16 protein-coding genes and 3 pseudogenes are annotated in these 23,120 nt (G+C 68.3%); 13 read left to right on the forward strand and 6 right to left on the reverse strand.

Annotation, left to right across the window (positions count from 1 at the left end):
- Positions 1–392, reverse strand: a 392-nt coding sequence (locus Val02_RS45710) for an HD domain-containing protein (RefSeq protein WP_239153835.1), incomplete at its 3' end; no start/stop codon positions are given.
- Positions 393–1,480: 1,088 nt separating this feature from the next.
- Between Val02_RS45710 and Val02_RS48835 the strand changes: the two genes are divergently transcribed.
- From Val02_RS48835 to Val02_RS45725, 4 genes and pseudogenes are all read left to right on the forward strand, one after another.
- Complete coding sequence (locus Val02_RS48835) at positions 1,481–1,723, forward strand: hypothetical protein (RefSeq protein WP_203905655.1); 243 nt, start codon at positions 1,481–1,483, stop codon at positions 1,721–1,723.
- 12 nt (positions 1,724–1,735) lie between these two features.
- Positions 1,736–1,828, forward strand: a pseudogene (locus tag Val02_RS48840) (hypothetical protein); the annotation flags it as partial.
- Positions 1,829–1,842: 14 nt separating this feature from the next.
- On the forward strand, positions 1,843–2,226 hold the full coding sequence (locus tag Val02_RS48035; protein WP_239153836.1) for a hypothetical protein: 384 nt from the start codon (positions 1,843–1,845) through the stop codon (positions 2,224–2,226).
- 51 nt (positions 2,227–2,277) lie between these two features.
- The gene (locus tag Val02_RS45725; protein ID WP_239153837.1) at positions 2,278–3,822 is read left to right on the forward strand and encodes a S8 family serine peptidase; all 1,545 of its coding nucleotides are present in this window, start codon (positions 2,278–2,280) and stop codon (positions 3,820–3,822) included.
- 159 nt (positions 3,823–3,981) lie between these two features.
- Here the strand turns inward: Val02_RS45725 and Val02_RS45730 are convergent, their stop codons facing one another.
- Together Val02_RS45730 and Val02_RS45735 are read right to left on the reverse strand one after the other, a co-directional pair.
- The gene (locus Val02_RS45730) at positions 3,982–5,265 is read right to left on the reverse strand and encodes a ricin-type beta-trefoil lectin domain protein (protein ID WP_203905658.1); all 1,284 of its coding nucleotides are present in this window, start codon (positions 5,263–5,265) and stop codon (positions 3,982–3,984) included.
- Positions 5,262–7,394: a glycoside hydrolase family 3 protein gene (locus tag Val02_RS45735; RefSeq protein ID WP_239153838.1), complete on the reverse strand. Its 2,133-nt coding sequence runs from the start codon at positions 7,392–7,394 to the stop codon at positions 5,262–5,264. The genes Val02_RS45730 and Val02_RS45735 overlap by 4 nt, the downstream gene beginning before the upstream one ends.
- Before the next feature lie 707 nt (positions 7,395–8,101).
- Between Val02_RS45735 and Val02_RS48845 the strand changes: the two genes are divergently transcribed.
- The gene (locus Val02_RS48845) at positions 8,102–8,338 is read left to right on the forward strand and encodes a helix-turn-helix domain-containing protein (protein ID WP_203905660.1); all 237 of its coding nucleotides are present in this window, start codon (positions 8,102–8,104) and stop codon (positions 8,336–8,338) included.
- 174 nt (positions 8,339–8,512) lie between these two features.
- On the opposite strand, the gene Val02_RS48850 is transcribed toward Val02_RS48845, so the two are convergent.
- Positions 8,513–8,824, reverse strand: coding sequence for a transposase (locus tag Val02_RS48850; RefSeq protein ID WP_373318068.1), 312 nt, complete (start codon positions 8,822–8,824; stop codon positions 8,513–8,515).
- Positions 8,825–8,885: 61 nt separating this feature from the next.
- On the opposite strand from Val02_RS48850, the gene Val02_RS45750 reads away from it, so the two are divergent.
- From Val02_RS45750 to Val02_RS45765, 4 genes and pseudogenes are all read left to right on the forward strand, one after another.
- Complete coding sequence (locus Val02_RS45750; protein ID WP_203905662.1) at positions 8,886–9,632, forward strand: SAM-dependent methyltransferase; 747 nt, start codon at positions 8,886–8,888, stop codon at positions 9,630–9,632.
- A pseudogene (locus tag Val02_RS48855) lies at positions 9,629–9,879 on the forward strand (DUF4158 domain-containing protein); the annotation flags it as partial. The gene Val02_RS45750 and the pseudogene Val02_RS48855, both read left to right, overlap by 4 nt.
- 143 nt (positions 9,880–10,022) lie before the next feature.
- Positions 10,023–10,451, forward strand: coding sequence for an NUDIX domain-containing protein (locus Val02_RS45760; RefSeq protein WP_203905663.1), 429 nt, complete (start codon positions 10,023–10,025; stop codon positions 10,449–10,451).
- 786 nt (positions 10,452–11,237) lie between these two features.
- On the forward strand, positions 11,238–12,464 hold the full coding sequence (locus tag Val02_RS45765) for a hypothetical protein (protein WP_203905664.1): 1,227 nt from the start codon (positions 11,238–11,240) through the stop codon (positions 12,462–12,464).
- Between the two features lie 308 nt (positions 12,465–12,772).
- Here Val02_RS45765 and Val02_RS45770 read toward each other — a convergent pair whose 3' ends face one another.
- The gene (locus Val02_RS45770; protein ID WP_203905665.1) at positions 12,773–13,972 is read right to left on the reverse strand and encodes a CHAT domain-containing protein; all 1,200 of its coding nucleotides are present in this window, start codon (positions 13,970–13,972) and stop codon (positions 12,773–12,775) included.
- A 294-nt stretch (positions 13,973–14,266) separates the two neighbouring features.
- Here Val02_RS45770 and Val02_RS45775 point away from each other — a divergent pair, with 294 nt between their 5' ends.
- The 3 genes from Val02_RS45775 (at position 14,267) to Val02_RS45785 (ending at position 20,105) form a co-directional block, all read left to right on the forward strand.
- On the forward strand, positions 14,267–14,572 hold the full coding sequence (locus Val02_RS45775; RefSeq protein ID WP_203905666.1) for a CATRA system-associated protein: 306 nt from the start codon (positions 14,267–14,269) through the stop codon (positions 14,570–14,572).
- Complete coding sequence (locus Val02_RS45780) at positions 14,469–16,031, forward strand: CATRA conflict system CASPASE/TPR repeat-associated protein (protein ID WP_203905667.1); 1,563 nt, start codon at positions 14,469–14,471, stop codon at positions 16,029–16,031. Before Val02_RS45775 ends, Val02_RS45780 begins: the two co-directional genes overlap by 104 nt.
- Positions 16,032–16,190: 159 nt before the next feature.
- A complete protein-coding gene (locus Val02_RS45785) occupies positions 16,191–20,105 on the forward strand; it encodes a tetratricopeptide repeat protein (RefSeq protein WP_203905668.1) in 3,915 nt (1,304 codons plus the stop codon).
- 81 nt (positions 20,106–20,186) lie between these two features.
- Here Val02_RS45785 and Val02_RS45790 read toward each other — a convergent pair whose 3' ends face one another.
- Complete coding sequence (locus tag Val02_RS45790; RefSeq protein WP_203905669.1) at positions 20,187–21,827, reverse strand: hypothetical protein; 1,641 nt, start codon at positions 21,825–21,827, stop codon at positions 20,187–20,189.
- A gap of 527 nt (positions 21,828–22,354) precedes the next feature.
- Between Val02_RS45790 and Val02_RS45795 the strand changes: the two are divergent.
- Positions 22,355–23,120 (forward strand): annotated as a pseudogene (locus Val02_RS45795) (tyrosine-type recombinase/integrase); the annotation flags it as partial.

A 23,120-nucleotide genomic window follows, 5' to 3' on the forward strand; every position in this document is an offset into this window, starting at 1 on the left:
AAGTCAGCAGCAACCAGGACATCCATCACCGGACCGTCCTCGAGCGGAAACACCTCAAGATCAGCCCCGAGACCCCGCTCCGCGGCCTCGAACCGCGCACCGGAATGATGCGCAACCAGCGCGACAAGTCGAGGCGGGAAGCCAACGCGCTGAAGGTAACGCGCTCCATCGAGCGGGTGAAAACCGGTCGCCACCAACTCCCCTGCGTAACCGATATCGTGTAGCCAGGCCGCGGCCACCGCCAGTTCTCGGTCCACCGGGTCGGCGAAGCCTGCGCAAAGCGCCCAAGCACGCTCAGCCACCGCCCGAACATGAGCCCAACGATCAACCAGCTCAGGCACACCGAGATGCCGTTCAGCCACCGCTCCAGCTCGGCTGACAAGGTCCTCCATGACCGAACGGTACCGGCGCTCGCGGAACACTGGTCCACGTCGCCGACAAGGTGCACCAGTGCCGCGCATAAGCCGGCCCACCTAGGTATGCCATCGAGAAGCCGCCGTGCTGTACGCGGAGGCCGAGCAGGCTACTGGCTGTAACGGTTTCGATTTCCGCTCCAACTGGTCCTGACAGGCCGTCCACTTGTTACCGAAAGTGTCCGTTTCGACATAGTCAACGGTCGCCATAAGTTGGCATTGAGCTGCACAAACGCGGTCCGTCGATAGCCATCGCTTGTCACTGATTGTCAGCTATCGCCAGGGGTTTTCGGGGGAAACGGGGGGCCGAACACTCGCTTGCGCCCAACCAAGTCGGGCCCTCACCCTGGAGGCGTCGGGCATCGAATGCAGCATTAGCGCGCCAATGCTTGGGCCGCGAGGCGACCGCCGACGGGTAAGCTCCGGGACCGAAGGCAGCATCCAATCAGAAATTTGGATGTTGATCTACGGCACTGCAGGTCAAAAGGTGTGCTCCCCGCGCATGCGGAGGTGGTCCGAAACACGCACCAGGCGTACAGCTGCACGCGCCGTGCTCCCCGCGCATGCGGGGGTGGTCCCGAACTCCCGGTAAGCGTCCGGACCAAGCCCCTGTGCTCCCCGCGCATGCGGGGTGGTCCTCCCGCGCTGGCCGCGGACGTGAACGCGCGCGGGTGCTCCCCGCGCATGCGGGGGTGGTCCGATGAGACACTTGCGGATACAGGATTTCTTAGAGTGCTCCCCGCGCATGCGGGGGTGGTCCGTACTCGCAGGTCACGCGGATCGAGCTGCGGCAGTGCTCCCCGCGCATGCGGGGGTGGTCCCCCGCCCGCGTAGATCGTGGCCGCGGTCGGCTTGTGCTCCCCGCGCATGCGGGGTGGTCCCACCACGGCGCCACGGCGCAGGAACGTCGCGTCGTGCTCCCCGCGCATGCGGGGGGGTGGTCCGCGAGGCACGCGCATGCACGGTTTCGAGGTTGGGTGCTCCCCGCGCATGCGGAGGTGGTCCGTCGAGGAACAGGGTGCCCTGGCCGTTGCGGCCGTGCTCCCCACGCATGCGGGGGTAGTCCGATGCCGTGGATGCGGCCGGCCGAAAGCCGCGGGGTCAAGGTCCGCATCGCCCGCAAAGGCATCGAGTCCACCCAACGCCTCGGCCGACACCGCTGGATCGTCGAGCCCTGCCTGTCATGGCTGCTCAACAACCGCCGACTCGTCCGCCGCTACGACCGCAAAGCCGAGCATTTCCAAGCTTTCGCCGACCTCGTCTGCCTCCTCCTCCTCTGCTACCGCCGATGGACCAAGGCCACTACCTGAGACGGTCCCTTAGTGTTCGATCAGCCTCCCGCGCTCATCGTCGCCACCTACGGCGGCAGCACGGGCCTGCCGACCCAGCGCGAGGCGCTGGAACTGCTCGGCTGCTACGGCGCCGGAAGGTGCGCAAGTTCGCCGAGATCTGCGCCGCGGTGGTGCTCGCCGGCGAGGTGTCGCTCGCCTCGGCGGTGCTGCACGGCGACTGGCTGGCAGGCACGACAGGCTCGGGCGCAACGGGAGCGATTCCGGGCATGGTAAGCGCGCCAAGCCAGTCGGTTCCTTCCATCCGCCTTTACCCGTACGCCTCGACCGCCGAACCATCGCGGTCACCGCCCGGCCCGGCCGCCGTGCCCGGTCGCCTTGCCGGCGCCGTTCGGGCCGAGGAAGCCGGTCACCTCGCCGGGCCGGGTCCGGCGGCCGTGGGGTTCAGGGACCCACGAGAAGGGCGGTGCCGGCAGAGTCTCGGGATTCTCGTAGTGATGGTGAGCGATGTCCAGCGATGGTGAACGATGGCTGCGCCTTCTTCGTCGGTTTCGGCACCGACGAAGGAGGCGCGCATGAGGCGCATTGCAGGAGTGGGTTTGGCGGCGTTGATGGCGTCCGCTCTGACCGGGGGAGCCGCGGCGCACGCGGCACCGGCCGACGGCCAGATCATCGACATCGGTCTGGCCGACGCGGTCACCGGCAGCTACATCGTGGTGCTGAAGGAGAACTCGGCCGCGCGCACCGACCTGACCGCCACGGCCCGGTCGTTGGCCGCCGCGCACAAGGGCACGATCGGGCACGTCTACAACCGTGCTCTGCGCGGCTTCTCCGCGCACCTCGGCGAGGCCGAGGCGAAGGCGCTGGCTGCCGACCCGGCCGTGGCGTACGTGGCGCAGGACCGCCTTGTCCGTGCGGAGGCGACCCAGCCCGACCCGCCGTCCTGGGGTCTGGACCGCGTCGACCAGCCCCGCCTGCCGCTCGACCGCAGATACATCGATTCGCTGCCGGGTTCAGGCGTCACCGCTTATGTCCTCGATACCGGTGTGCGCATCAGCCATGCCGACTTCGGTGGGCGGGCCCGCTATGGATGGAATTTCATCGACAACAACGGCAACGCCGACGACTGCAACGGTCACGGCACCCACGTCGCCGGGACGATCGGCGGCAACGCCCACGGTGTAGCGAAGAGCGTGCAACTCGTCGCCGTCAAGGCGCTGGGCTGCAACGGCTCCGGAAGTGTTGCGGGCATTGTGGCCGCCATCGACTGGGTGACCGCTGACGCGGCGGGACGCTCCGCGGTCGCAAACATGAGCCTCGGTATCAGCAACGGCACCAGCGCGCCGATGGAGAACGCGGTTCGGAACTCGATCAACTCGGGCGTGACGTACTCGATCGCTGCCGGGAACAACAACATCGACGCCTGCAACAACTCGCCGGCACGCACCACGGAGGCGATCACGGTCGCCTCGGCCAACAACAACGACGCCCGGGCGGGTTCCTCGGCGTTCGGTAGCTGCGTGGACCTGTTCGCCCCCGGGGTGGGCATCACCTCCAGCGTCAACACGTCGGACACCGCGACCGGCGTCAAGTCGGGCACCTCCATGGCGACCCCGCACGTGACAGGTGCGGCGGCGATCTTCCGGCAGCGCTACCCGGGCGCGAACCCGGCGACCGTGCAGAACGCGCTGATCCGCTGCGCATCCGCCGGTGTCGTGTCGGACGCCGCGGGTTCACCCAACCGGCTGCTGCAGAGCCGCTGCTTCGACCAGCCCTCCGGCGGCGACCGGGTCAACTCCGGCCAGGGTCTGATGGGTACGAACGCCGCGATCACCTCCCCGGACGGCCGGTTCCGCACGGTCATGCAGGCCGACGCGAACTTCGTGATCTACCAGGGCAGTGCCCCGATCTGGGCCTCGGGGCAGCGGGGTGCGACCTGGATCGTCAACCAGCCCGACGGCAACCTTGTGATGTACACGTACGACGCCGTCGCGGTCTGGGCCTCGCAGACCAACGGCAACGGGGCATCAACCCTCGTCCAGCAGAACGACGGCAACCTTGTGCTGTACCGCAACAGCGACGGCCGCGCCACCTGGGCCAGCGGCACCTGCTGCCGTTAGCGAGGTCCGGCCGCCCGTCCGAACCGCCGGTGCCCGGATGAACTCCGAGCAGCAGGCGGTTCGGACGGCGCGGAGGGCGGCCGTGCTGTCTACGCGTTCGCCTCCGGCACCTTCACAGTCACGACTGTGCGTCGCTGAGTCCGTCACGACGCCGATCGGTCACACGGCACGCCACTTCTGGCGTGGTTCGCCGGTGCAGGGGCGCATCTCGCCCGGTGAACCGTTGGGCAGGTCGGCGTCGCGCAGGTCGAGGCAGCGGCCGTCGGCGTTACGCAGTTCGCCCGCGTCGGTCAGCGTCCACCGTTGTGATGCCGCACCGGTGCAGTTCCAGATCTGCGCAGAGGTACCGGCCGGGTCGGCCTGGAGGCATTTTCCGGCGTATCCGCGCAGGGTTGAGTCGGTGGCGAAGGTCCACCGCTGGTTCGCCGATCCCGCACAGTCCCACAGCTGAACGGGCGTGCCGTTGACGGAGCTGAAGTCGCGCACGTCCAGGCAGCGGGTGCTGAGGGCGCGCAGTTCCACCGAGCCGTCCGCGGCGGGGCCGTCGACGGTGTACTGCCGCTCCAGCCACGGCCGGTAGACCGAGGGGGCGCCGCCGTTGGTCGGATCGGCGTCGCAGGTGCGGTCGTCCTTGCACCCGAGGAGTTCGTCGAACGGGGCGTAGGCGTAGAACGTGGTCTTCTTCAGGCTCAGGTCGGTGCCGGAGACGTTGGCCGGTAGCTCGCTGATCGAATAGCCGCGATATGCGGTGGTGCGGTGCGGCGTGCCGTACAGTCGATGCGCGGCGTAGGCGAAGTAGGCGGCGGCGTGGTGGTCGTGGTGGTCGCGATCACCGCCGTCGACGCCGATCGCTCCGCTGTCGCCGCGGAAGTCCTGCATCCGGACGACGTCGGCGCCGGCCTCGACCAGCAGCCCGTGCAGGACATCGACGAGTTCTTGACGGGTGTATCCGGCGGCACCGTCCACAGTGGTCAGACGTGGCAGGTGGCCCTCCCACAACTTCTGCAGGCTCTGGCCGCCGTAGGTGTCGGAACCGCGACCGTCGAAGCCGTCGGGTAGGCGCAGGAAGACGAGTTCGACCGGCGTCCCGGCGAGTTGCGACACCCGCACGTCGCGGCCGGCGACGCTGATTGTGCGGTCGCGCCAGTCGTTGGCCCGGCCGGCCATCGTCGCGTACGCCGCCTTCTCGCCGTTCTCCCGCGCCGACCAGTACCTGCTGTCCCGCCCGGCGTCGCCCGCGGTGAGATACACCGTGCGCACGCAACGGCCGGCGCGGATGTCGTTCTGGATGTCGGGGTTCATGAACAGCAGGTCGTCGTCCTCGTGCGCGACGATCTGCACCGAACACGGCCCCGCCGGCGCGGCCGCCGCGGACTCGACGGAAACCACCGCCGCCACGGTGAGCGGCAGGAACGCCATGGCCATCATCACGAGGCGGTTCATGCGAACCTCACCCAGTTCACGTTGACGAAGTCGCCACCGGGACCGGTGAACATCAGATAGAGGCGGTGCTTCCCGGTGGCTCCGGCGACGGGCACCGTCAGGTCGACCCACGACTCCCAACCGCCGGTTGGTGACACGGGGGCCGTCGCGACGACCGGCCCGGTGGGACTGTCCAACCGGAACTCGACGTTGCCGGACGACGCGCCGGAGGCGATCCGCAGCGTCACCGCGTTCGGCGAAGTGCCGCCGAAATCGACGCTGTCGAAGTCGATGTGGTCGCCGGGCGAGACGTAGCCGACGGCCTTTCCGCAGCCCGCGTCGGTGCACTGTTCGAGTTGGGTGCCCTGCTGGCCGGTGAAGTACTCGGCGCGGATGGTGTCGCGCGCGTTCCATCGGCTGTCCGGCTGCGGAGGATCCGGCAGCGGGATGACCGGGGCGTAGGTCAGGCCGAAGCCGTACGGGAACAGGGCACTCTTCCCGTCGCCGGCGTTGATCGGCTGCTGGCCGACGTTGCGGGCCCAGCTCACAGGCAGCGTGCCGGTCGGGCGGACGGCGCCGAAGAGCACGTCCGCGACGCCCTGCCCCTCGGTGCCGGGCAGCCAACCCGCGATGAGTGCCGACAGGTCGGGCAATTCGGCGGTGATGTCCAGCGGGCGGCCCGACAGGATCACCGTGACGACCGGCAGGCCGGCCGCCTTGAGCCTGGCCAGGACGGCACGGTCCTCGGCGTCGAGACGCAGGTCGTCCTCGCGGTCACCCTCGTATTCCGCGTAGGGTTTCTCGCCGATGACGGCGATCGCGGCGCGGTACGAGGCGTCGATGCCGTCGCCGTTGCGGTTGTAGGTGACGGTGGTGCCGGGTGCGACCGTGTTCCGGATGCCTTGCAGGACCGTCGTTCCGGGCGTGATCGGGCCGTCGCCGCCCTGCCACGTCATTGTCCAACCGCCGCTCTGCAACCCGATATTGTCGGCCGACTTGCCCGCGACGAAGAGCTTGCCGGGGGCCTGCGGGAGCGGAAGGGCGCCGGAGTTCTTCAGGACGACCTGGGACTTCTGCACGGCTTCCCGCGCGATTGCACGGTGTTCGCGACTGCCCACAGTGGACGATGTGCCACGGTCGGCAAACGGTCGTTCGAAGAGGCCGAGTTCGAACTTCTTGCGCAGGATCCGGCGGTTGGCGTCGTCGATGCGCGACATGGGCACGCGGCCGGCGTCGACCTCGGCGCGCAGCAGCCCGATGAAGTTGGCGTACTGCTCAGTGATCATGAACGAGTCAATGCCGGCGTTGACGGCTGTCCGCACGTCCTCGGGCGTGAACCCGAACTGGCCGTCGACCTTCTCGATGCCGTCCCAGTCCGTCGTCACGAAGCCCTGGAAACCCAGTTCCCCCTTGAGAACGTCCATGAGCAGGTAGCGGTGACCGTGCATCTTCGCGCCGTTCCAGCTGGAGTACGACACCATCACGCTGGCGACGTTGCGCTGTACCGCGGCCCGGAACGGCGGGAGGTGGACAGCGCGCAGTTCCGCCTCGGAGACGGCGGTGTTCCCCTGATCGTCCCCGCCGGTCGTGCCGCCGTCGCCGACATAGTGCTTGGCGGTGGCGAGAATCGACGTCGAGGAGTTCAGCGACGGGCCCTGCAGCCCGGTGATGAGACTCGTCATGGCGCTGGGATTCTCGGGCGTCTCACCGAACGACTCGTAGACGCGGCCCCAGTGGTCGTCGCGGGCCACGCAGACACACGGCGAGTAGGTCCAGTCGATTCCGGTGGCGGCCACCTCCGTGGCGGTGACACGGCCGATCCGTTCGACGAGGCCGGGATCGCGGGTCGCGCCGAGTCCCACGTTGTGCGGGAAGATCGTCGCGCCGCGCACGTGACTGGCGCCGTGCACCGCGTCGATGCCGAACATCATCGGGATACCCAGCGGTGTCTCCAACGCCGCGCGCTGGAAGCTGTCGTACAGATCCGCCCACACCTGGGGCGACTGGGGCGCAGGACCTTCCCCACCGCCGGCCATCACCGAGCCGATCCGCAGATCCCGCATGCCGGCGGTACTGATGAACTTCCGTTCGGCCTGGGTCATCTGACCTAGCTTCTCGGTCAGGGACATGCGGCCCAGGAGATCGTTCATCCGCACCTCCACGGGCTGGGACGGATCCTTGTAGAGCGGATCCGCGGCTCGCGCGTCGCCCTGTACGACAAGGGTCGACACGGTGGCGCACAGGGCTGCTACGACAGCGGCGGTGGTCAATCGGCGCATTGCAGACACGAATGTCCTCAAGTCGGTTGGAAATGCTCGGACTGGCCGCAAAGGGGCGGCGGCACGAGGACTGTAGACGCTCCCCGAGGGGCAGCCCGAACGGTCGAAACCCGCCGGAAGCTAAAAGCGCACGTCACAAGGCATCTACCAACGTGCATTGATGATGAAGCTCACGTTGCGCAACGCATCGCGCCGGCGCTACCTAACCGGGCGAAGTCTCCCGTATCGGCGAACCGTGCCGTCGGCGGGACGGACGAGGGACAGAATGAACGCCGGGCGATTGCACGATCGCCTCGCCGCCGCACGCCGTCATGACTTCGTGAGCGGTAACGCGGCCATGTTGAAGCTGCTCGAAGGTGGCATCGAACGTTGCTGGGTTGAGCTCCCCCGCGCTTATATGGAGCCTCTTGATCATGCTCTGATGGCCATGGAGGGAACCATCTGTGGCAGCACCGGAGAAAAGGGACTTACCCCATGGTGGTAGCCGGTGCCGGTTGTCTGATTCCCAGTTGGCCCGGTTGGAACAGGGACCGGCCGCGAACGAGTGGGTCGATGACCAGCGGTGAACCCTGGCGCGGGTGGCGGTGCTGATCGGGAGGCTGTTCCACGTCAGCTACACGCTGCGTGGAGTGTCGTATCTGTTGCACCGGCTCGGCTGGTCGCCGCAGGTCCCTACGCACCGGGCGGTCGAACGTGATGACGCGGCGGTAGCCCGGTGGCGAAAGGAGACGTGGTCACGGTCAGAGCCTCACCGAGCATGCCACACCTATACACATCGACGTGAGACGAATAATCAGGCCACTTTGCAGCAGTAGGTCGTGAAGACACCTCCCTGTTTCGGCTCGGAGTCCGGCAGGACCAGCCATTCCCCGTACGGCGGCTCGGGCTCGGACCGGTCTCAAGCCCTCTTTTTCAGCGCGTACGGCGATCGAATCGACGATCGCCCTGGACCAGTCGATCTCGGTGATCACACCGAGCCGGTTCAAGCACTACTGATGCAACCTCGGCCACAGCCCTGACCTGGTCCATTCGGCGAACCGGCGACGCACGGTCGAACGGCTGATCGCGAACAGCTCGACCGGCAACTTCGGCCACAAGCAGCCGGCCTGGATCAGGTACACGATCGCCGCCAACGCCGCTCGATCATCGGCCCGCCGTTTCCCGCCACCGTGCGGCCGACGGGCCGGGACCGGGATCAACGGCTGTGCTACCAGCCAAAAGTCGTCCGGAGCCCGCGTGCGGACCATGTTCTGCACATCGAACGCCACCCAACCATGATCCCGAGGATCATCGACCGGCATGCCTCTGGGATGCGCCCTTAAATGGATTGGGGACTTCGCGGATTCATGTTAGGAAGCCGCAGTGGATCGACAGGAACTCAGTGCCCTGGCGCACGCCAACCATCCCATCTACGCCCCGGTCAGTGACAGCAGGGTGGACGACCTGCTCGCTCGGACCGTCCGGCGGCCGGACGCACACGTGCTCGACCTGGGCTGCGGTAAGGGGGAATGGCTGCTGCGGGCACTGCGCACCTACCCGGCAATCACCGCGGTGGGCGTCGACGTCTCGTCGGAAGGCTTCGGCTCGACCCGCGAGTCGGCCACCCGGCTGGGTGTCGCGGACCGGTTGGAGCTGATCACGCAGGACGTGAAGGAGTACCGGTCGTCCTGCAAGGCCGACGTGGTGCTCAGCATCGGCGCCGCCTACGCCTTCGGCGAGTTGCTCCCCACCTTGCGGGCGGCCCGCGAACAGCTCGGCGACGACGGGATGTTCCTGCTGGGTGACTGTTTCTGGGAACGCGAGCCCAGCCCGGAACTGCTTGAGGAGATGGAGGGCGCCGGTCCCCAGAGGTTCACCGACCTGCCGACCCTTGTCGACAACGTGGTCGCCGACGGGTGGACCCCGGTCTTCCAGTATGTCAGCACCCAGACCGACTGGGACGACTACGAGTGGAGCTGGGTCGGCTCGCTGGCTGACTGGGCGCTCGACCACCCTGACCATCCCGACCGGGAACAACTTCTCCGGGTATCCGCCGAACACCGCCACCGCTACGTCCACGGCTACCGAGGCGTACTCGGGTTCGTCTTCCTCTTGCTACGCCGGTCATAAGGCCCATTGATCAGCACTTCGTGGCTGACCCGGAGCGTTTGGTGCCGGTCGAGCTGATCCGGCATTTCACGCCGACCGGTGCGGATGAGGCGTTCCTGCGCAAGTACCGGACCGGGCGCAACGTGCTCGGTGTGGCGGTGCAGTTGTGCGCCCTGCGCTGGCTGGGGGGTTCGTCCTTGACGAGGTGCCGCGGCTCCCGCGGCTGCGGAGGGCCCGGCTCGGGATCGCGATGGGCGGCGGCAAGGGCGTCGAGCTGCGCCTGGAGCCCACGTGCGGACCATGTTCCGCAAATCGAACGCCACTCAACCATGATCCCGGGCCACGTCGACGCGCAGCCATCTTGGATACGCCCTAACAAGGCCCTTCGCACGACGCGTGCACAATGCGCTCATGTCGATCTCCGCGGATGGCGCTGCCCCCAAGGCTCGCATTGTCACGGCGTTGCTGCGAAACGGCAACCGGATACTGCTCTGTCACCGATCTCCCCAGCGCCGTTGGTCTCCCGACGTCTGGGACCTGCCCGGTGGGCACGTGGAGCCCGGGGAACTGCCTGGCTCGGCACTTGCTCGAGAGCTTCGAGAGGAGCTGGGCGTCGACGTTGCCGCGCCGGCGGGTCCGCCATTGCACGAGGTTCATGGCGACACCTTCGACATGCAGATCTGGCTGATCGAAGCGTGGAAGGGGTCTCCGGCCAACGTCGCGCCAGACGAACACGATGCCATTGGGTGGTTCACCGAAGAGGCGCTCGCAGAGCTATCCCTGGCCCACGAAAGCTACCTCGCAATATTCAGCAAGGTTCTTGCCGGGCATCGAGCCTGACCGCGACTGCATCCGCAGAAAGTCGCCGAACGACCCGCTGCTGATCGGATCACCGATCAAGCTGGGGCCGAACTTGGCCGTCACACGCATCACTACTCATCACTTCGCCTGAACCGCGCGCGCCGCTACCCCGCAACCCCGGAGACGACTACCGGAGCCGGCTATAAATGTCCCGACGGGTCCACCGACGACCGTCACAGCCACGAGTCTTCTCCAGGTGCCGAACTTGAGGGCTGTCAGTGCCGTTGTCGAACACCACTGCGACATCCCGAACGTTAGCCCACCGTAGTCCCGCCTGTCGTTCCGTACGTGCGGCGTGCCGCGACCGTAGCTCCAACCGCAGCTGCGACTCCGGTGATACCTCCGATAGTGATGCTTCTGGCCAGGGTTCGGCTACGGTCTCCGCAGAGAAGGCCGATGGGGTCAGGAGCGGCCGATATGCCGGCGTCCGCGTCGTTCATGAAGGTTGTACATATGGCGAGGATCCCCATGACCAGTCCACACGCGAACCCGTATACAAGGCCGGCCGACAGCGTCTCGTATGGTTCAGGCGCTCGCGCCGTCCTGGCAAAGTGTTCGACCCCAACCACCAGACTGAAGATCAAGCCCAGTACACCTGCGCTACTTCCTCGGGGATCATGGCGAGGCTCTACTTGCAGCCGCTGACACTTCCCGGCATTGACTGCCGGCGGGCCCGCAGGAATCCGGCAGCTACGAGCCGGTCGGAGACGAACCCGTGACCGACTTCCGGACGCGGTCCGAGGCAGGGATCTGTACGGTCGACGCGTGGAAGCAGGTGGGGACGACGCGTCGACCAAGGTAACCCTGTTTCTCGACGGCGACGCCCTGTACGCCAACGGCGAGGCCGGTGCGGTCGAACATGTGCTCGCAGAACTGCTCGGTCCGGACGAGAGCCAACGTCGTCGTTCGGCGACGACACTCGCGGATGCAGGTGCGGCCGCCGCCACGGTCGGCACCGTCGGGGCTACCGCGGAGGTGCTGCTGCGTCCGACAGCGCAGAGTCTGCAGAAACTCCGTGAGTTCGGCGGACAGTTCGACGGCAGCGGCGCGCTGCGCGGCTATGTTCGCAGCGACGGCGGCACGTTCGCAGGGAATCTGTCGTTCGAGGCAGTGACGTTCGGCGCGGAGCAGGCGTTGGCATTGCAGACCGCGGCGGTGTCACTGGCATTGCGCTCGGCCATCGCGGACGTTCAGGCGGCGGTCGAAGCCGTTGATCGGAAGGTTTCCGACATCCAGAAACGGATTCGGGCACGGGAGATCGGGGAGATCGTCGGAACGTACCGGTTCCTGCAGCGGGTCGTGGAGTCGACACGTGCCCGTGGGCGGCTTCTCGATGCCGACTGGGACCAGGTCGCCGGTGCCAGAAGGGATCTGGAGATCGCGCTGGAGTCGCTGCAGGGGTACGTTACCGAGTCCGTCAATGACATCGACAGCAACGACCCGTTGCCCAAAAGGGAGTCGGCGATCGGCCGGATCGCGGATCCGAAGGGCGTGGCGGGGAGTCTGCGACTCATCCTCGTCGCGCAACAGGCCCTCCACCTCCTGGAGTACCTGCGGCTGGAGCGCATCCGAACGACCGACCCGCACCACGCGCCGGCAGCGTTGACTGACGCGAAGCGCGCCTTGGCCGATCAGCGCGAACGTGACGCGGCATTGGTGCAGCAGGCCGCCGCGCGGATCGAGGCCGCCAAGCTCATCGGGCCGTTGGAGGTCCACCGGTTCTTCTCGATCAACGACATGCGCAAGACGTCAGCCAAGGCCCTGGACGTGCTGGAGTTGTTTGCCAGCGCGGCACGCGCGGAGCTGCCGACGCTGGATCGCAGCGTACGGCGACCCCACCTCGTCGAGACACGCGCCGAGGTCAAGCGCCACGCCCTCAACGCGACGAACGACGTCATCGGCGCGTCGAGAACCGTCGGTCACGCAACCTCCCGCGGTGCAAGGCAAATCTCGGAAACGGTCCGCCGCAAGACGCGGGATCTTCTCGATTGACCGATGACCGTCATCTGTCCGTGGCCCGCGGAACCGTCCCATGCTCGCCCGCTCCGACTCCATGTACTGGCGGGGTCTACCACGGATCAACCGGGTCAGGCCGGCAACGGCGTCACCATCCCGTGCCATTACGTACTGATCGGTGACACAAACGACGTCGACGTTCCTCCGACCACAACTGCTCGGCCGGCTGCCGCGGCGGGAGAGAACCCGGCGCTGCCGATGTTCCGCATTCCCATCCGACGATGCCCCGATGCCGTCCGTTCCCGGACAGGTCTTGTCGACACGATCGGCGGTGTTGTCGGCGGCTACGGCCCGATGTGGATGAACGGCGTCCAGACTCCCGGCCTGTCCAGGTTGCGTTCACGCAGCCGGGCAACCGCGTGGTGAAGCGCCCGCGCCGACCGCCCGGGATGCAGCATGCCGTCGGCGACGATCTCCTCGTAGACCGCCTCGGTCACCTCGACCGCACTCGGGTCCCATACCGACCACAGCGTGGCGATCACGTGGTTGTAGCCGGTGTAGTGCAACGCCGCTGCCAAGGTGATCGCCTCGTCCGGCAGACTCACGCCGCCGGTAGCGGTCTTGCACGCCGACAGGAAGGCGAAGTCGCCGTGATACTGCCGTGCGGTGATGGCGGTGATGCTCAGCAGGTCGTCGTACAGCAGCAGGCCGCCCTGTGACGGATCGGCGAGGTTCTGGTCGCCGTGGCAGCTGAAGTGTGCCCACCTGCGGGCCGCCATCGCATCCAGCACGGCGGCAACTGTCGCCCCACTGCCGGAGAGGACCTCCAACCGGTCCGGCAGCAGACGGTGGAGGACCGCGATCTCCCGGTCGACGTTCGGCAGCATCGGCTGGCCCGGTGTCTCGCCGAGCGCCACTGCCACCAGCGATTCCTGCAACCCGGTGGCCGGAGCGGACGTGGAGCGTGTCCGCGACTCCAGCAGAGCACGTAGCGTCGGCGTGTATGAGGAGACCACCCGGTCGAACACTGCCGCCCCGGGAACATCATGGCGGCCCGCCGCGTGCAGGGGCAGCAGCGTCAGCGGTCCCGTCGGGCACCACCACAACCGAGGCAGTTCCCCGCCCTCCGGCGACGCCGGGCCCAGTGCGTCGAGGACAGGTTCGGCGATCACGTCCCACAACCAGGCGAGAAGTCCGGTGAGGTGGGTCTCGGTCGCCGTCCTCACCTGCTCGTACTTCGTGGCCGCGCCCAGGAACTCGTCGCGGGAGAGCTGCCCGTCCTCCCGGCGCTCACGCGCGTCCAGCAGCGCCAGATAGGCCGCCTGGTCCTCGTGCAGGACGTCGAGGTAGGCGTTGACCCGTTCCACGGCCCTGTCGAGCGTGAGCGCGTCCAGCTCGACATCGGCGACATCCTCGCCGGCCCGGACGATCAGCGCGTCGCAACGCCACCTGCTGACGTTGACGATCACCACCGGGCCGTCCGTGGCCGCCTCGCGGAGCTGTTCGACGCGGGGTGGCCGCAGGAAGTCCTCGAATCCGTCCATCTCGCGGACCTGTGCGACGAGTTCATCCCATTCCCGGGCCAACGCCATACGCCGATCGGCGTGGCGGGACCAGTCCGGCTCGGTCACATCGGCCCTTTCCACGAGCGGCACGGGCAGCCAATGCATACCGCACGGGTGCGCAACACCACGAGGGTGCCCGCGTCGGTTTCAGATGATCGGAGGCGAGTCACGACCGAACGACGTCCGCCGATCGGGGTGTGACGGCACGGGACGCCCCGACTACTGTGACTCGCTGTGCAACACCATCGGTACGGCGAACAGATCGAGTCCGTCATGACGTTGCACCTGACCGAGTCGACCTGGACGCAGGTGCACCAGGAACTTGCGGTCGCCGTCGACGCGCTCGCCAGGGGTGATGAGGCCACCCTGGCGCAGGCGATGACGCTGCTCAATGCCTATGCCGTCCAGCGGGTGCGCCGCGCGGCCTACTCGCGCATGGGCGACAGCACGCTGTGCCCGGTACCGGAATCCACCCGTGAAGTCGCCAACCATCTGCTGCACAGCCTCACCGCCGACACGCAGCCGCCCGGTGCCCAGAACCCGCCTGACGACGATGACGATGCCTCCTACAGTCATTGAACCGGCGCTGCTCGCGCACGCCTTCTTCACCGCCGACGGCACGAGCCCGTCCGAAGGCGGCCGGGCGGACCTGCGCAGGCTGTGGGACGGCATCGTCGGGCTGGCGCTCGACTCGCAGATCCCGGGTATGCCCGCGACACTGCAGGACGCGGTGACCGGGGGCTTCACCGGCCGACTGACCGTCCTCGGCGCCCGACGCTCCGCCGACGGTGCGGATCAGCTCGTCGTGTACCAGGACCACGACATCGTCGGGGCGAGCCTTCTGCTGGCCCCTGACCCGCCGGGCGCCACCTGGATCGGGTTACAGCGCCGGTGGGAAGCTGCCCTCGACGGGGCGCCAGTGGCCCGTGCCGCCATCGGATCCGCCGTCGTGTACATCGGACAGACCGATATCGAGGTGCCGGCGCACAACACACTCCAGCAGTTGGTGCCGTTGCTGCCGGCCGCCGAAGGCATGAGTCCCGCGACGGCCGGGTTCCACCGCGGGATCCGACTGGGTGAGCTGCCGCCGAGCGGTGACGGTCCGGTCGCCTGTCATCGGCGTCTGGTCGCCGTAGCGCCCCCGGCCGAGAAGGACACCCTCGACCGTTGGTTGTGGAGCGATGACGTACCCGGTCTGGTGCCGCTCACCCGGTACCTGCTGCATGCCGCAAAGTTGCGCTACCAGCAGTGGATCCTCGTGCGTGACCTGCCCGCCGTCCGGGCGGCCACCGCCGCCGCCAGGACCGACTGCGACCGCCTCGTGGGGGACGTCCAGCGTCCGATGCCGCCGGAGCGGCTGCGTGCCACCAGCGAGCGGCTCACCCTGGCGCAGTCGCGTGAGCGCGGGCTGGTCGACTCCCTGAGCCGGATCCGCATAATGACCGGCACCGTGCGGACCGCAGAACGCAACATGCGCAGCGCGCTGGACACCCCGACTGCCGATGAGCCCGGTAGCCCGCTCGACAACGACCGTCACATCGCCGCCTGGCTGAGCGACCAGCTCGGTACCGAGGAGATCTATCTGCAGGCCACGAACGAACGCGTCAGCCAGGTCCTCGGCGTCGTCGCGGCGGCCGTGGACAACGGGCAGAAACTCCGGTACGAGGCGCTGGCCGTGTTGCAGACATCGTTACTCGGCGGCCTAGTCACCGCACTCGCCGCGATTCAGACCCTGCGCTACGAACTGCCGATTCGGCCCTCGCTCACTGCTCCGCTCGTCGCGGCCCTGACGGCACTCGCGGTGTTGGTGCCGACAGCGATTCTGCACTGGCCACCGGGATCACGCCGCGGCCACGGGTGGCGGCTGCTCGACGCGCTGCTGTTCGGCTGCGCGGGAGCCACCCTCGGCTGGTTGGTCATCGGTATCGCCGGGTCGGTCATCAACGGTGCCGCACCGTCCTGGCACTGGACGCTTCCGATCGCCGTCACAGCCGGCTTGTCCGCCGCCGCGTTGCCATGGCTGGCCGGCCGCGACTGATCCGCAAACCGTCCGACGCGACACTGGCGGATCTGCGGCAGCGGCCGTTCGGGGAAACTCGGTCGTCGATCCGTCATTCCCGACCGGACATGTCGCCGCGGTACACCCACCTGCGGTATGCATAGACTTCGTTGTCCGCGCGGACGTCGGAGGTCCCGCATGGCCCCGCAGGACTGGCAAGGAACCCAGGAGCGACGCCGCCGGTTGCTGGCCGACCTGAGGAGACGCCTGCCGGTCGCCTCCACCGTAACCGACCTGCGTCGGGCACTCGCCGATGTCGACCTGTGCCGCACGATCGGACCCGGACCGCTGCCCCAGGCGTTCGAACGCGACCTCAACCAGCTCGATGCACGGTTCGGGTGGCAGCTGTACGAGGCACTGCCGCAACCGGACGCCGACGCGGTGCTCGCCAACGTCCTGCGGGCGTTCGAGATCCTTGTCGACACGCCCGCGGGCGTGGTACCGCCCCTGGTGCAGGAGTACCTGCGGCGCAGTGGCCGAACGGGGGACCCGGGATCCGTGCACCCGCTCAGCGCCGCACTCCATCCCGGACCGGCGGACGAGGACCTGTTCTCGCTGTGCCGCGATGTGCTGCGCGCCCGACACCGTATCGCTGCCCGCGAAGGTCCTGCGGAGTACCACGCGACCGCGCTGGAGCTGAGCAGTGCACTGGGCCGCAGATTCCGGATGACCGGACTCATCGACGATCTCCACGATGCACACAGATGGGCGTGGCACGCTCTGCACCCGCGGAACCCGACGGTCGGCTCGGTGACCCACGTGGTCCGACAGACCGCTTCGGTGTGGCTCAACAGCGGGCGCGAGACACGCGCCCAGGCCGCGCTGCAACTGGCCGATGCACTGCTCAGCACCCTGCCCGCCTCCGCTGCCGGACGGCGGGAGTTGGCGGACGCGGCCGGTCTGCTCGCCGACATCCGCCGTTCGTATCTCTTCGCGGCACAGGCACAGCGCTCGGTCGATCCGGTCGTGATCTCCCATGTGCGGCCCACCACCTCCGCCGGGATCCAGGCCGTCGCCTGGCTCAATGCCGCGGCACAGCTGCGGCAGCGTTACCGGGACAGGCCCGATCCCGCCCTGCTCGACGAGGCGATCGGCCTCCTGGAGCGGTCCTGCGCCGTCAACGACGGCGACCCCGTCCTGACCGCGTCCGCGGCCAGGAACCTCGGACTCGCCCTGCTGACGCGCCGCGAGTCCGGACGCGGCTCCGCCGACGACCTGGACCGGGCGATCACCAGCCTGCGCACGGCGGTGGCCGTCGATGATCCGACGGATGCGGCAGTGAGCCACAACCTGCTCGCGGACGCGTTGTTCCAGCGTTTCTCGCACAGCGGCCGGCCAGAGGACCTCACCGATGCGATCGAGCACACCTCGACGGTGTTGGCCGACGTCGCCCCGCAGCAGGTAAAGATCAGTTGCCTCAACACACGGATGCGGGCGCTGAATGCACGATTCCACGTGACGGACGACCACGCCGACCTCGACGGCGCAATCGCTGCCGGCCGCAGGGCCGAGGCCGAAGCCGGCACGGAGCAGCTCCCGATGGTGCTGGTGAACCTCGGATACGCACTTCTGGCCCGCTTCGAGGTACGGTCCGATCCCACCGACCTGCACGCCGCCGAACGGGCCGGCCGCCGAGCGGTGGGGTTGACCGGTCCGGACCATCCCGAGCGTCACGTCCGCCTGACCTGTCTCGGCAACACGCTGCTCGTGCGCTACCGCCGACGAGCGGACGTCGACGTCCTGGAAGAAGCATCGGCCATCTTCGACGCAGCGCTGGAGCATGCTTCCGCGCGCGGCCTACCCGACTCTGTCGAGCGGCTCAACGTCGGCGAGGTGCTGCGAGAACGATGGTCCGCCACCGGGGACGAAGCGGCACTGCACGACGCGGTGCGGCACCACCGGCTCGTCGCCGCGCGGCCGGGCCCCGCCGGCGACAGGTGCTCGGCCATGCTCGCGCTCGCCCTGGATCTTCAGGAACGGTTCGAGATCACCCACGACCCTGCAGATCTGCGGGAAGCGGTCGACTGGGTCGAACGGGCCGCAGGCCACGGCGGCGACCCGTTCCTCGTAAGGGTTCGTCTCGGTGCCGCCCTCCATTCGCAGCATCGCGCCGAGCCCGCGACCAGGTTGCTGCTGCGCGCCGTCCAGGTCCTGCGCGAGGCGCGTGACCTGGCCACCGTGGGCAGCCACCGGTGGCATGCGGCCACCGTCGATCTCGGCCGGCTCCTGACCGACGTCGCCGATCGCGTGGAGTCTTCCGAGGCAGTCGCCGAGGCACTTCGGATCACCGGCGAGGCACTGTCTGTGGCCAACGACGACCTCGAGCGGGACGGCCTGCTCCAGGTCCGCTGCCTCGCCCGCATCACCCAGTTCGAGTGCACCGGCGGGCTCGACGACCTCGCATCGGCGTTGGTCGCGGCGCGACAGCGCCTGACGATCGCGCCACCGGCCAGCCGTGACGAGGCAGCGGTCGATCTCGGCGGGCTCCTGCGGCAGCGGTACGAACGACTCGGCGACGCCGCCGACCTCGCCGAGGCGATCTCCCTCGCCGAACACGTGCTCGACCGTGTCCCGGCAGCCCGCCCGCTCCTGGTGACCTGCCTGCGCCTGCAGTACCGACGCACAGGCGTGGACCGGGACATCAACCGTGCCGTCGAGGTCGGCCGCACCTGTCTGCACACCCACGACCTGCGGAATCGGCCCACCAGCTACTCCGAGTACGGACTCGCACTGCTCACGCGGTACGAGGCACGTGCCGATCCACGCGACCTCGACGCGGCGATCGACGCGTTCGGGACCGCGGTCGACACCTGCCCTGAGGACGACGCCCGCCGACGTTCATTCCTGAACAACCTCGGATTGGCGCTGCAGCAGCGACACGCCTCGCTGCGGTCGACCCGGGACCTGGTCGACGGGGTCCTGCGGCTCCGGCAGGCGATAACGGCCACACCGGCCACGCATCCGGACCGTCCGCTGTACCTGTGGAACCTCGGCAACGCCCTCAGGAAGCGACACGAGGCCCTGGGCGGCCAGAGCGACGCCGACGAGGCAGTCAGCACCCTCACCGAAGCTGTCGACCTTACTGCCGTTGACGACCCGGCCCGGGCCACCCGGATGGCGGACCTATGCGGTGCACTGTTCCGCCTTGCCATCGCCCGATCCAGCCGACCGCGGGTGGAACAGGCAGTGCGGGTAGGCAGGGAAGCGGTCGCCACCGCCGCACCGGACGACCCGCGCAGGTCCCGTCACCACAACAACCTGGCGGTTGCGCTGCTCGGCCTCTACCGCCTCACCGGAGAGGGCCGGGACGCGATCCTCGACGAGGCGATCGACGCCGCCCGTGTCGCCGTCACGACGACACCGGACGGTCACGCCGAACTCGCCGGGCGGCTGCACACCCTGTCCGGGCTGCTGGACCGCCGGATCCAGAGTTCCGCAACGGCGCTCGACCTGGCCGAGGCACTCGACACGGCGCAACAGTCCGTCGACCTGCTCCGCCCGGGCAGCCCCGAACGCCCCAACTACCTGATCGGCCTCGCCAACGTCCATCAGAGCAAGCACGAGCGACTCGGTGACCTCGCCGCCGCCGAAACCGCCATCCGGATCTGGCAGGAAGTCATCGCCTCGGAGGACGCACACACCGGTATCCGCCTGGACGGCGTCACATATCTCGCAGACGCCACCTACGGGTCCGAACGGCCGGCGCTGGCCGCCCGCGCCCTCGCCGCCGGTGTGCGCCTGCTTGCCGACTCGGCATGGCCGGGACTCGACGAAACGAGCCGGCGGCACCAACTGACCCGGTGGCCGCTGATTGCCGCGGACGCCGCAGGCTCCGCACTCGCCGCGGACGCCGGGCAGCCCACGGCGGCAACAGCCGAGCACGCGGTGGAACTGCTCGACGAAGGCAGATGCGTGCTGTGGGGACAGCTACTCGCTACCCGCAGCGACATCACGGACCTGGCCCGCGCCGAGCCCGGCATCGCCGAACGCATGGGTCGGATCCGGACCGAGCTGGCCGCCTCCGCCGTACCCGATCCGACGGCACTGACGTGACCGGGTCCGACGTCCGGACCGGCGCCGATCGGGCAGCCCGCAGCACCCGGGCCAAATCGATGCACTGCAGCTACGCACGTGTCACTGTTGGGTCGACGCGAGCGCCCGGCGGACGCGGGTCAGCCGCAGTGCAAGAGCCGGGGCTGCCAGGTGTACCGACGCGAGATCCTTGCGTTCGTTCAGCATGCCGGACCACAGCACGGCCCGGCTCGCCTCGTTGATCTCGACGGCCTCGGTTCGCAGGCCGGCCGCGAGCGCGACCGCCGTGGCGTCGCGGCTGACATCGACCACCTCCACCAACCGAAACTCCTGGTCGGCCCGGCTGGTGCCGGGCCAGGCCAGTAGTGGCAACAGTCCGGCCGACAGCAAGCCTGCCCGGTGTGCCCCGGTGCGGTCTCCAGCTGTCATACGGGCCGTCATCAACGCGTGCGCCGCCTGGATGCGGACCACCGGCGTAGCGAACTGATGTTGTGATGCCCCGACCAGCAACGCATCCGCCCGCTCGAGGTCGGCTCGGTGGCCGTCGTGAACCCACCGGGCAAGAACCGCGGCGGCTGCCACGAGCGCGTACTGGGCATGGTCTGGATGTTCCGACACGCAGCCACTGACTGCTGCATCAGCCGCCTCGATCGCCTCCCGCAGATGTTCCCAGCTGTTGCGCGCCGCGTAGATGGCGAGGTGTGCGCGCGCCAGCGCTGCCTTCGTCCACGGCCATTGCGCGGTGCCGACAGCCTGCTGAGCCGCCGACCGAAGTTCAGGAAGCATGCGGGTGACCAACGGCAGGTCCCGCCGCACATCGGCAGTGGAGGAACCGCCAGGAAGCCACCTTGCCGGCCGAAGAACGTCGGTCGCGGCGTCGAGCATGAGAGTCCAGTTGCCGACGACGACCGGCCGGATCGACTCTGTCGCCGCGAGCAGGTCCATCAACCGCTCGTAGCGGCCTGCCGCCCGCTCCTGGGCCTGCCGGTCACCGAAGCGGCGGTACAGGTCGACCTCCACCCCGGCCAGATGGGCCAGGTAGCCACCGAACTCGGGATGGCCCTCGGGCGCGTGCTCCACGACCTCAAGCGCCAAACGCCTGGCCTCCGCCAGATCAGTCGACTCGCCGAGCTGGCGGTAGCGGACGATGAGGATAGAACTCAGCATGTAGCCCGTCTTCAGACGGAACACGGCCGATGCGTCGACGTACGCACGGCGGGCCAGATCGACCGCCTCCGCAAGATCCGCGAAGTCACCGCAGGACTCGTACCGGATCCGTAGCGCGAACGCCAGATTCGACATGAGAGCCGTATGCTGATCCACAGTGCCGTCGCGGGCCAGGTCCACGGCGGTGCGCAGGTGCCGCATCGATTCGTCCAGGTCGACCTGGTCGCCGGACGTCTGGAAGCGTGCGTTCAATACCCCGGCCAGGTTCGCGTGCAGCGCAACCGGTGAACGCGCCTGCGAACCGGCCGAATCGAGTTCACGTCCGGCGAGATCAATTGCTTCGTCGAGCAGAGCGACATCGCCGCTGGCCAGGAACTGCATCCGCAGACACGCAAGGATGTGCGCCGTCGCAGGTAGGCGCTGTGGATGCCTGTCGGACAACACGCCGAGAGCCTGCTTGTAGGCCAGCGTCACCTGCGGCAGTTGCTGCGCGTCGGCTCCGCCGGAGCGAACGTAGGCCTCGTACGCCCGCTCGGCCTCCACAAGCTCTCGATGGCGCTCCACCTCGCCGACCACAGGCCACCTTCCCCTCGAGCTGGGAGAACTGTCGACCTCCCACCACAGACGCGGCGGCAGGCAACCGCGACCGTACGCCGATCGGGGCAGGGTCGACCGGCGGTCCGCGCCAGAGGTGACCGTCCGGTCGGCCGTCCTGTCCGATCCGCCACAGAGTCCGTCGATCGAACGACGCACTCGCCTGTTTGCAAGGCCCTCAACGACTGCGTACGCAAGGCCAAGCTCATTCCCGCCAACCCCGCGATCGGCGTCGAGCTGCCGTCCGGGAAGCCGCCGACACCGAAGGTGTGGACGCCGAAAGCCGTCGAACGGTGGCGCACCACCGGTGAACGCCCGAGCCCGGTGATGGTGTGGACCCCGACCCACGCCGGGGAGTTCCTCGACTACGCCGAAAGCGTACGACATCATGCTCTACGCGATGTTCGTGCTCATCCTGCACCGCGGCCTGCGCCGCGGCGAGGCGATCGGGCTGCGCGACTTCGACGTCGACCTCGACGACGCCCACCTCACCGTCGCCGAACAGATCACCGCCGGCAGCCAAGGGCGCGAAGGTCGTCCTCGGCCAGATGTTCGCTCTGGCAGTACGCCACGGCGCCATCGACAGCAACCCGGTGCGCGACACCGGCCGGCTACGCAAACCGCGCCGCAAGCCCGTCGCCCTCACCGACGAGCATCTGCAAGCCGTCCGCGCCGTCATCCGGCAATGGCAGCAACCCGTACCGGGCAAGCCCGGACCTCGGCACACCGGCGACCTGGCCGACATCATCGACCTGATGCTCGCCACCGGCGCCCGTATCGGCGAGATCCTCGCCCTACGGTGGAAGGACTTAGACCTGGCCGCCGAACGTCCGACCCTGACCATCAGCGGCACCCTGGTCTACGTCAACGGCAAAGGTCTCTTCCGCCAGGAGTGGACCAAGAGCGATGCCGGCTACCGGACGCTCGTCCTCCCCCGCTTCGCCGTCGGGATGCTGCTCGCCCGCAAACTCGTCGCCGCCGACAACCCCCACGACGCGATCTTCACCTCTCGGCGAGGCACCTGGCTGTCACCGAACAACGTCCGCCGACAGTGGCGCCAAGCCCGCGCCGAAGCCGACCTGGAATGGGTCACCCCACACACCTTCCGCAAGACCGTCGCCACCCTCATCGACAAGGAGGCCGACACGAAAAGCGCCGCCGCCCTACTCGGGCACGCCAGCGAAGGCGTCACCGACACCTACTACATCGCCAAGCCCGTTCTCGCACCGGACGTCTCCGAGATCCTCGAACAGCTCGGCGCCGACAACGGCGAGT

Source organism: Virgisporangium aliadipatigenens, assembly GCF_016863615.1.
Taxonomy (GTDB): Bacteria; Actinomycetota; Actinomycetes; order Mycobacteriales; family Micromonosporaceae; genus Virgisporangium; species Virgisporangium aliadipatigenens.

Coding starts and splice junctions, on each gene's coding strand:
- Val02_RS48835 (WP_203905655.1), top strand. CDS start 1,481: ATGCCGTGGATGCGGCCGGCCGAAAGCCGCGGGGTCAAGGTCCGCATC.
- Val02_RS45725 (WP_239153837.1), top strand. CDS start 2,278: ATGAGGCGCATTGCAGGAGTGGGTTTGGCGGCGTTGATGGCGTCCGCT.
- Val02_RS45730 (WP_203905658.1), bottom strand. CDS start 5,265: ATGAACCGCCTCGTGATGATGGCCATGGCGTTCCTGCCGCTCACCGTG.
- Val02_RS45735 (WP_239153838.1), bottom strand. CDS start 7,394: ATGAACGATCTCCTGGGCCGCATGTCCCTGACCGAGAAGCTAGGTCAG.
- Val02_RS48850 (WP_373318068.1), bottom strand. CDS start 8,824: ATGCCGGTCGATGATCCTCGGGATCATGGTTGGGTGGCGTTCGATGTG.
- Val02_RS45760 (WP_203905663.1), top strand. CDS start 10,023: ATGTCGATCTCCGCGGATGGCGCTGCCCCCAAGGCTCGCATTGTCACG.
- Val02_RS45770 (WP_203905665.1), bottom strand. CDS start 13,972: ATGGACGGATTCGAGGACTTCCTGCGGCCACCCCGCGTCGAACAGCTC.
- Val02_RS45775 (WP_203905666.1), top strand. CDS start 14,267: ATGACGTTGCACCTGACCGAGTCGACCTGGACGCAGGTGCACCAGGAA.
- Val02_RS45785 (WP_203905668.1), top strand. CDS start 16,191: ATGGCCCCGCAGGACTGGCAAGGAACCCAGGAGCGACGCCGCCGGTTG.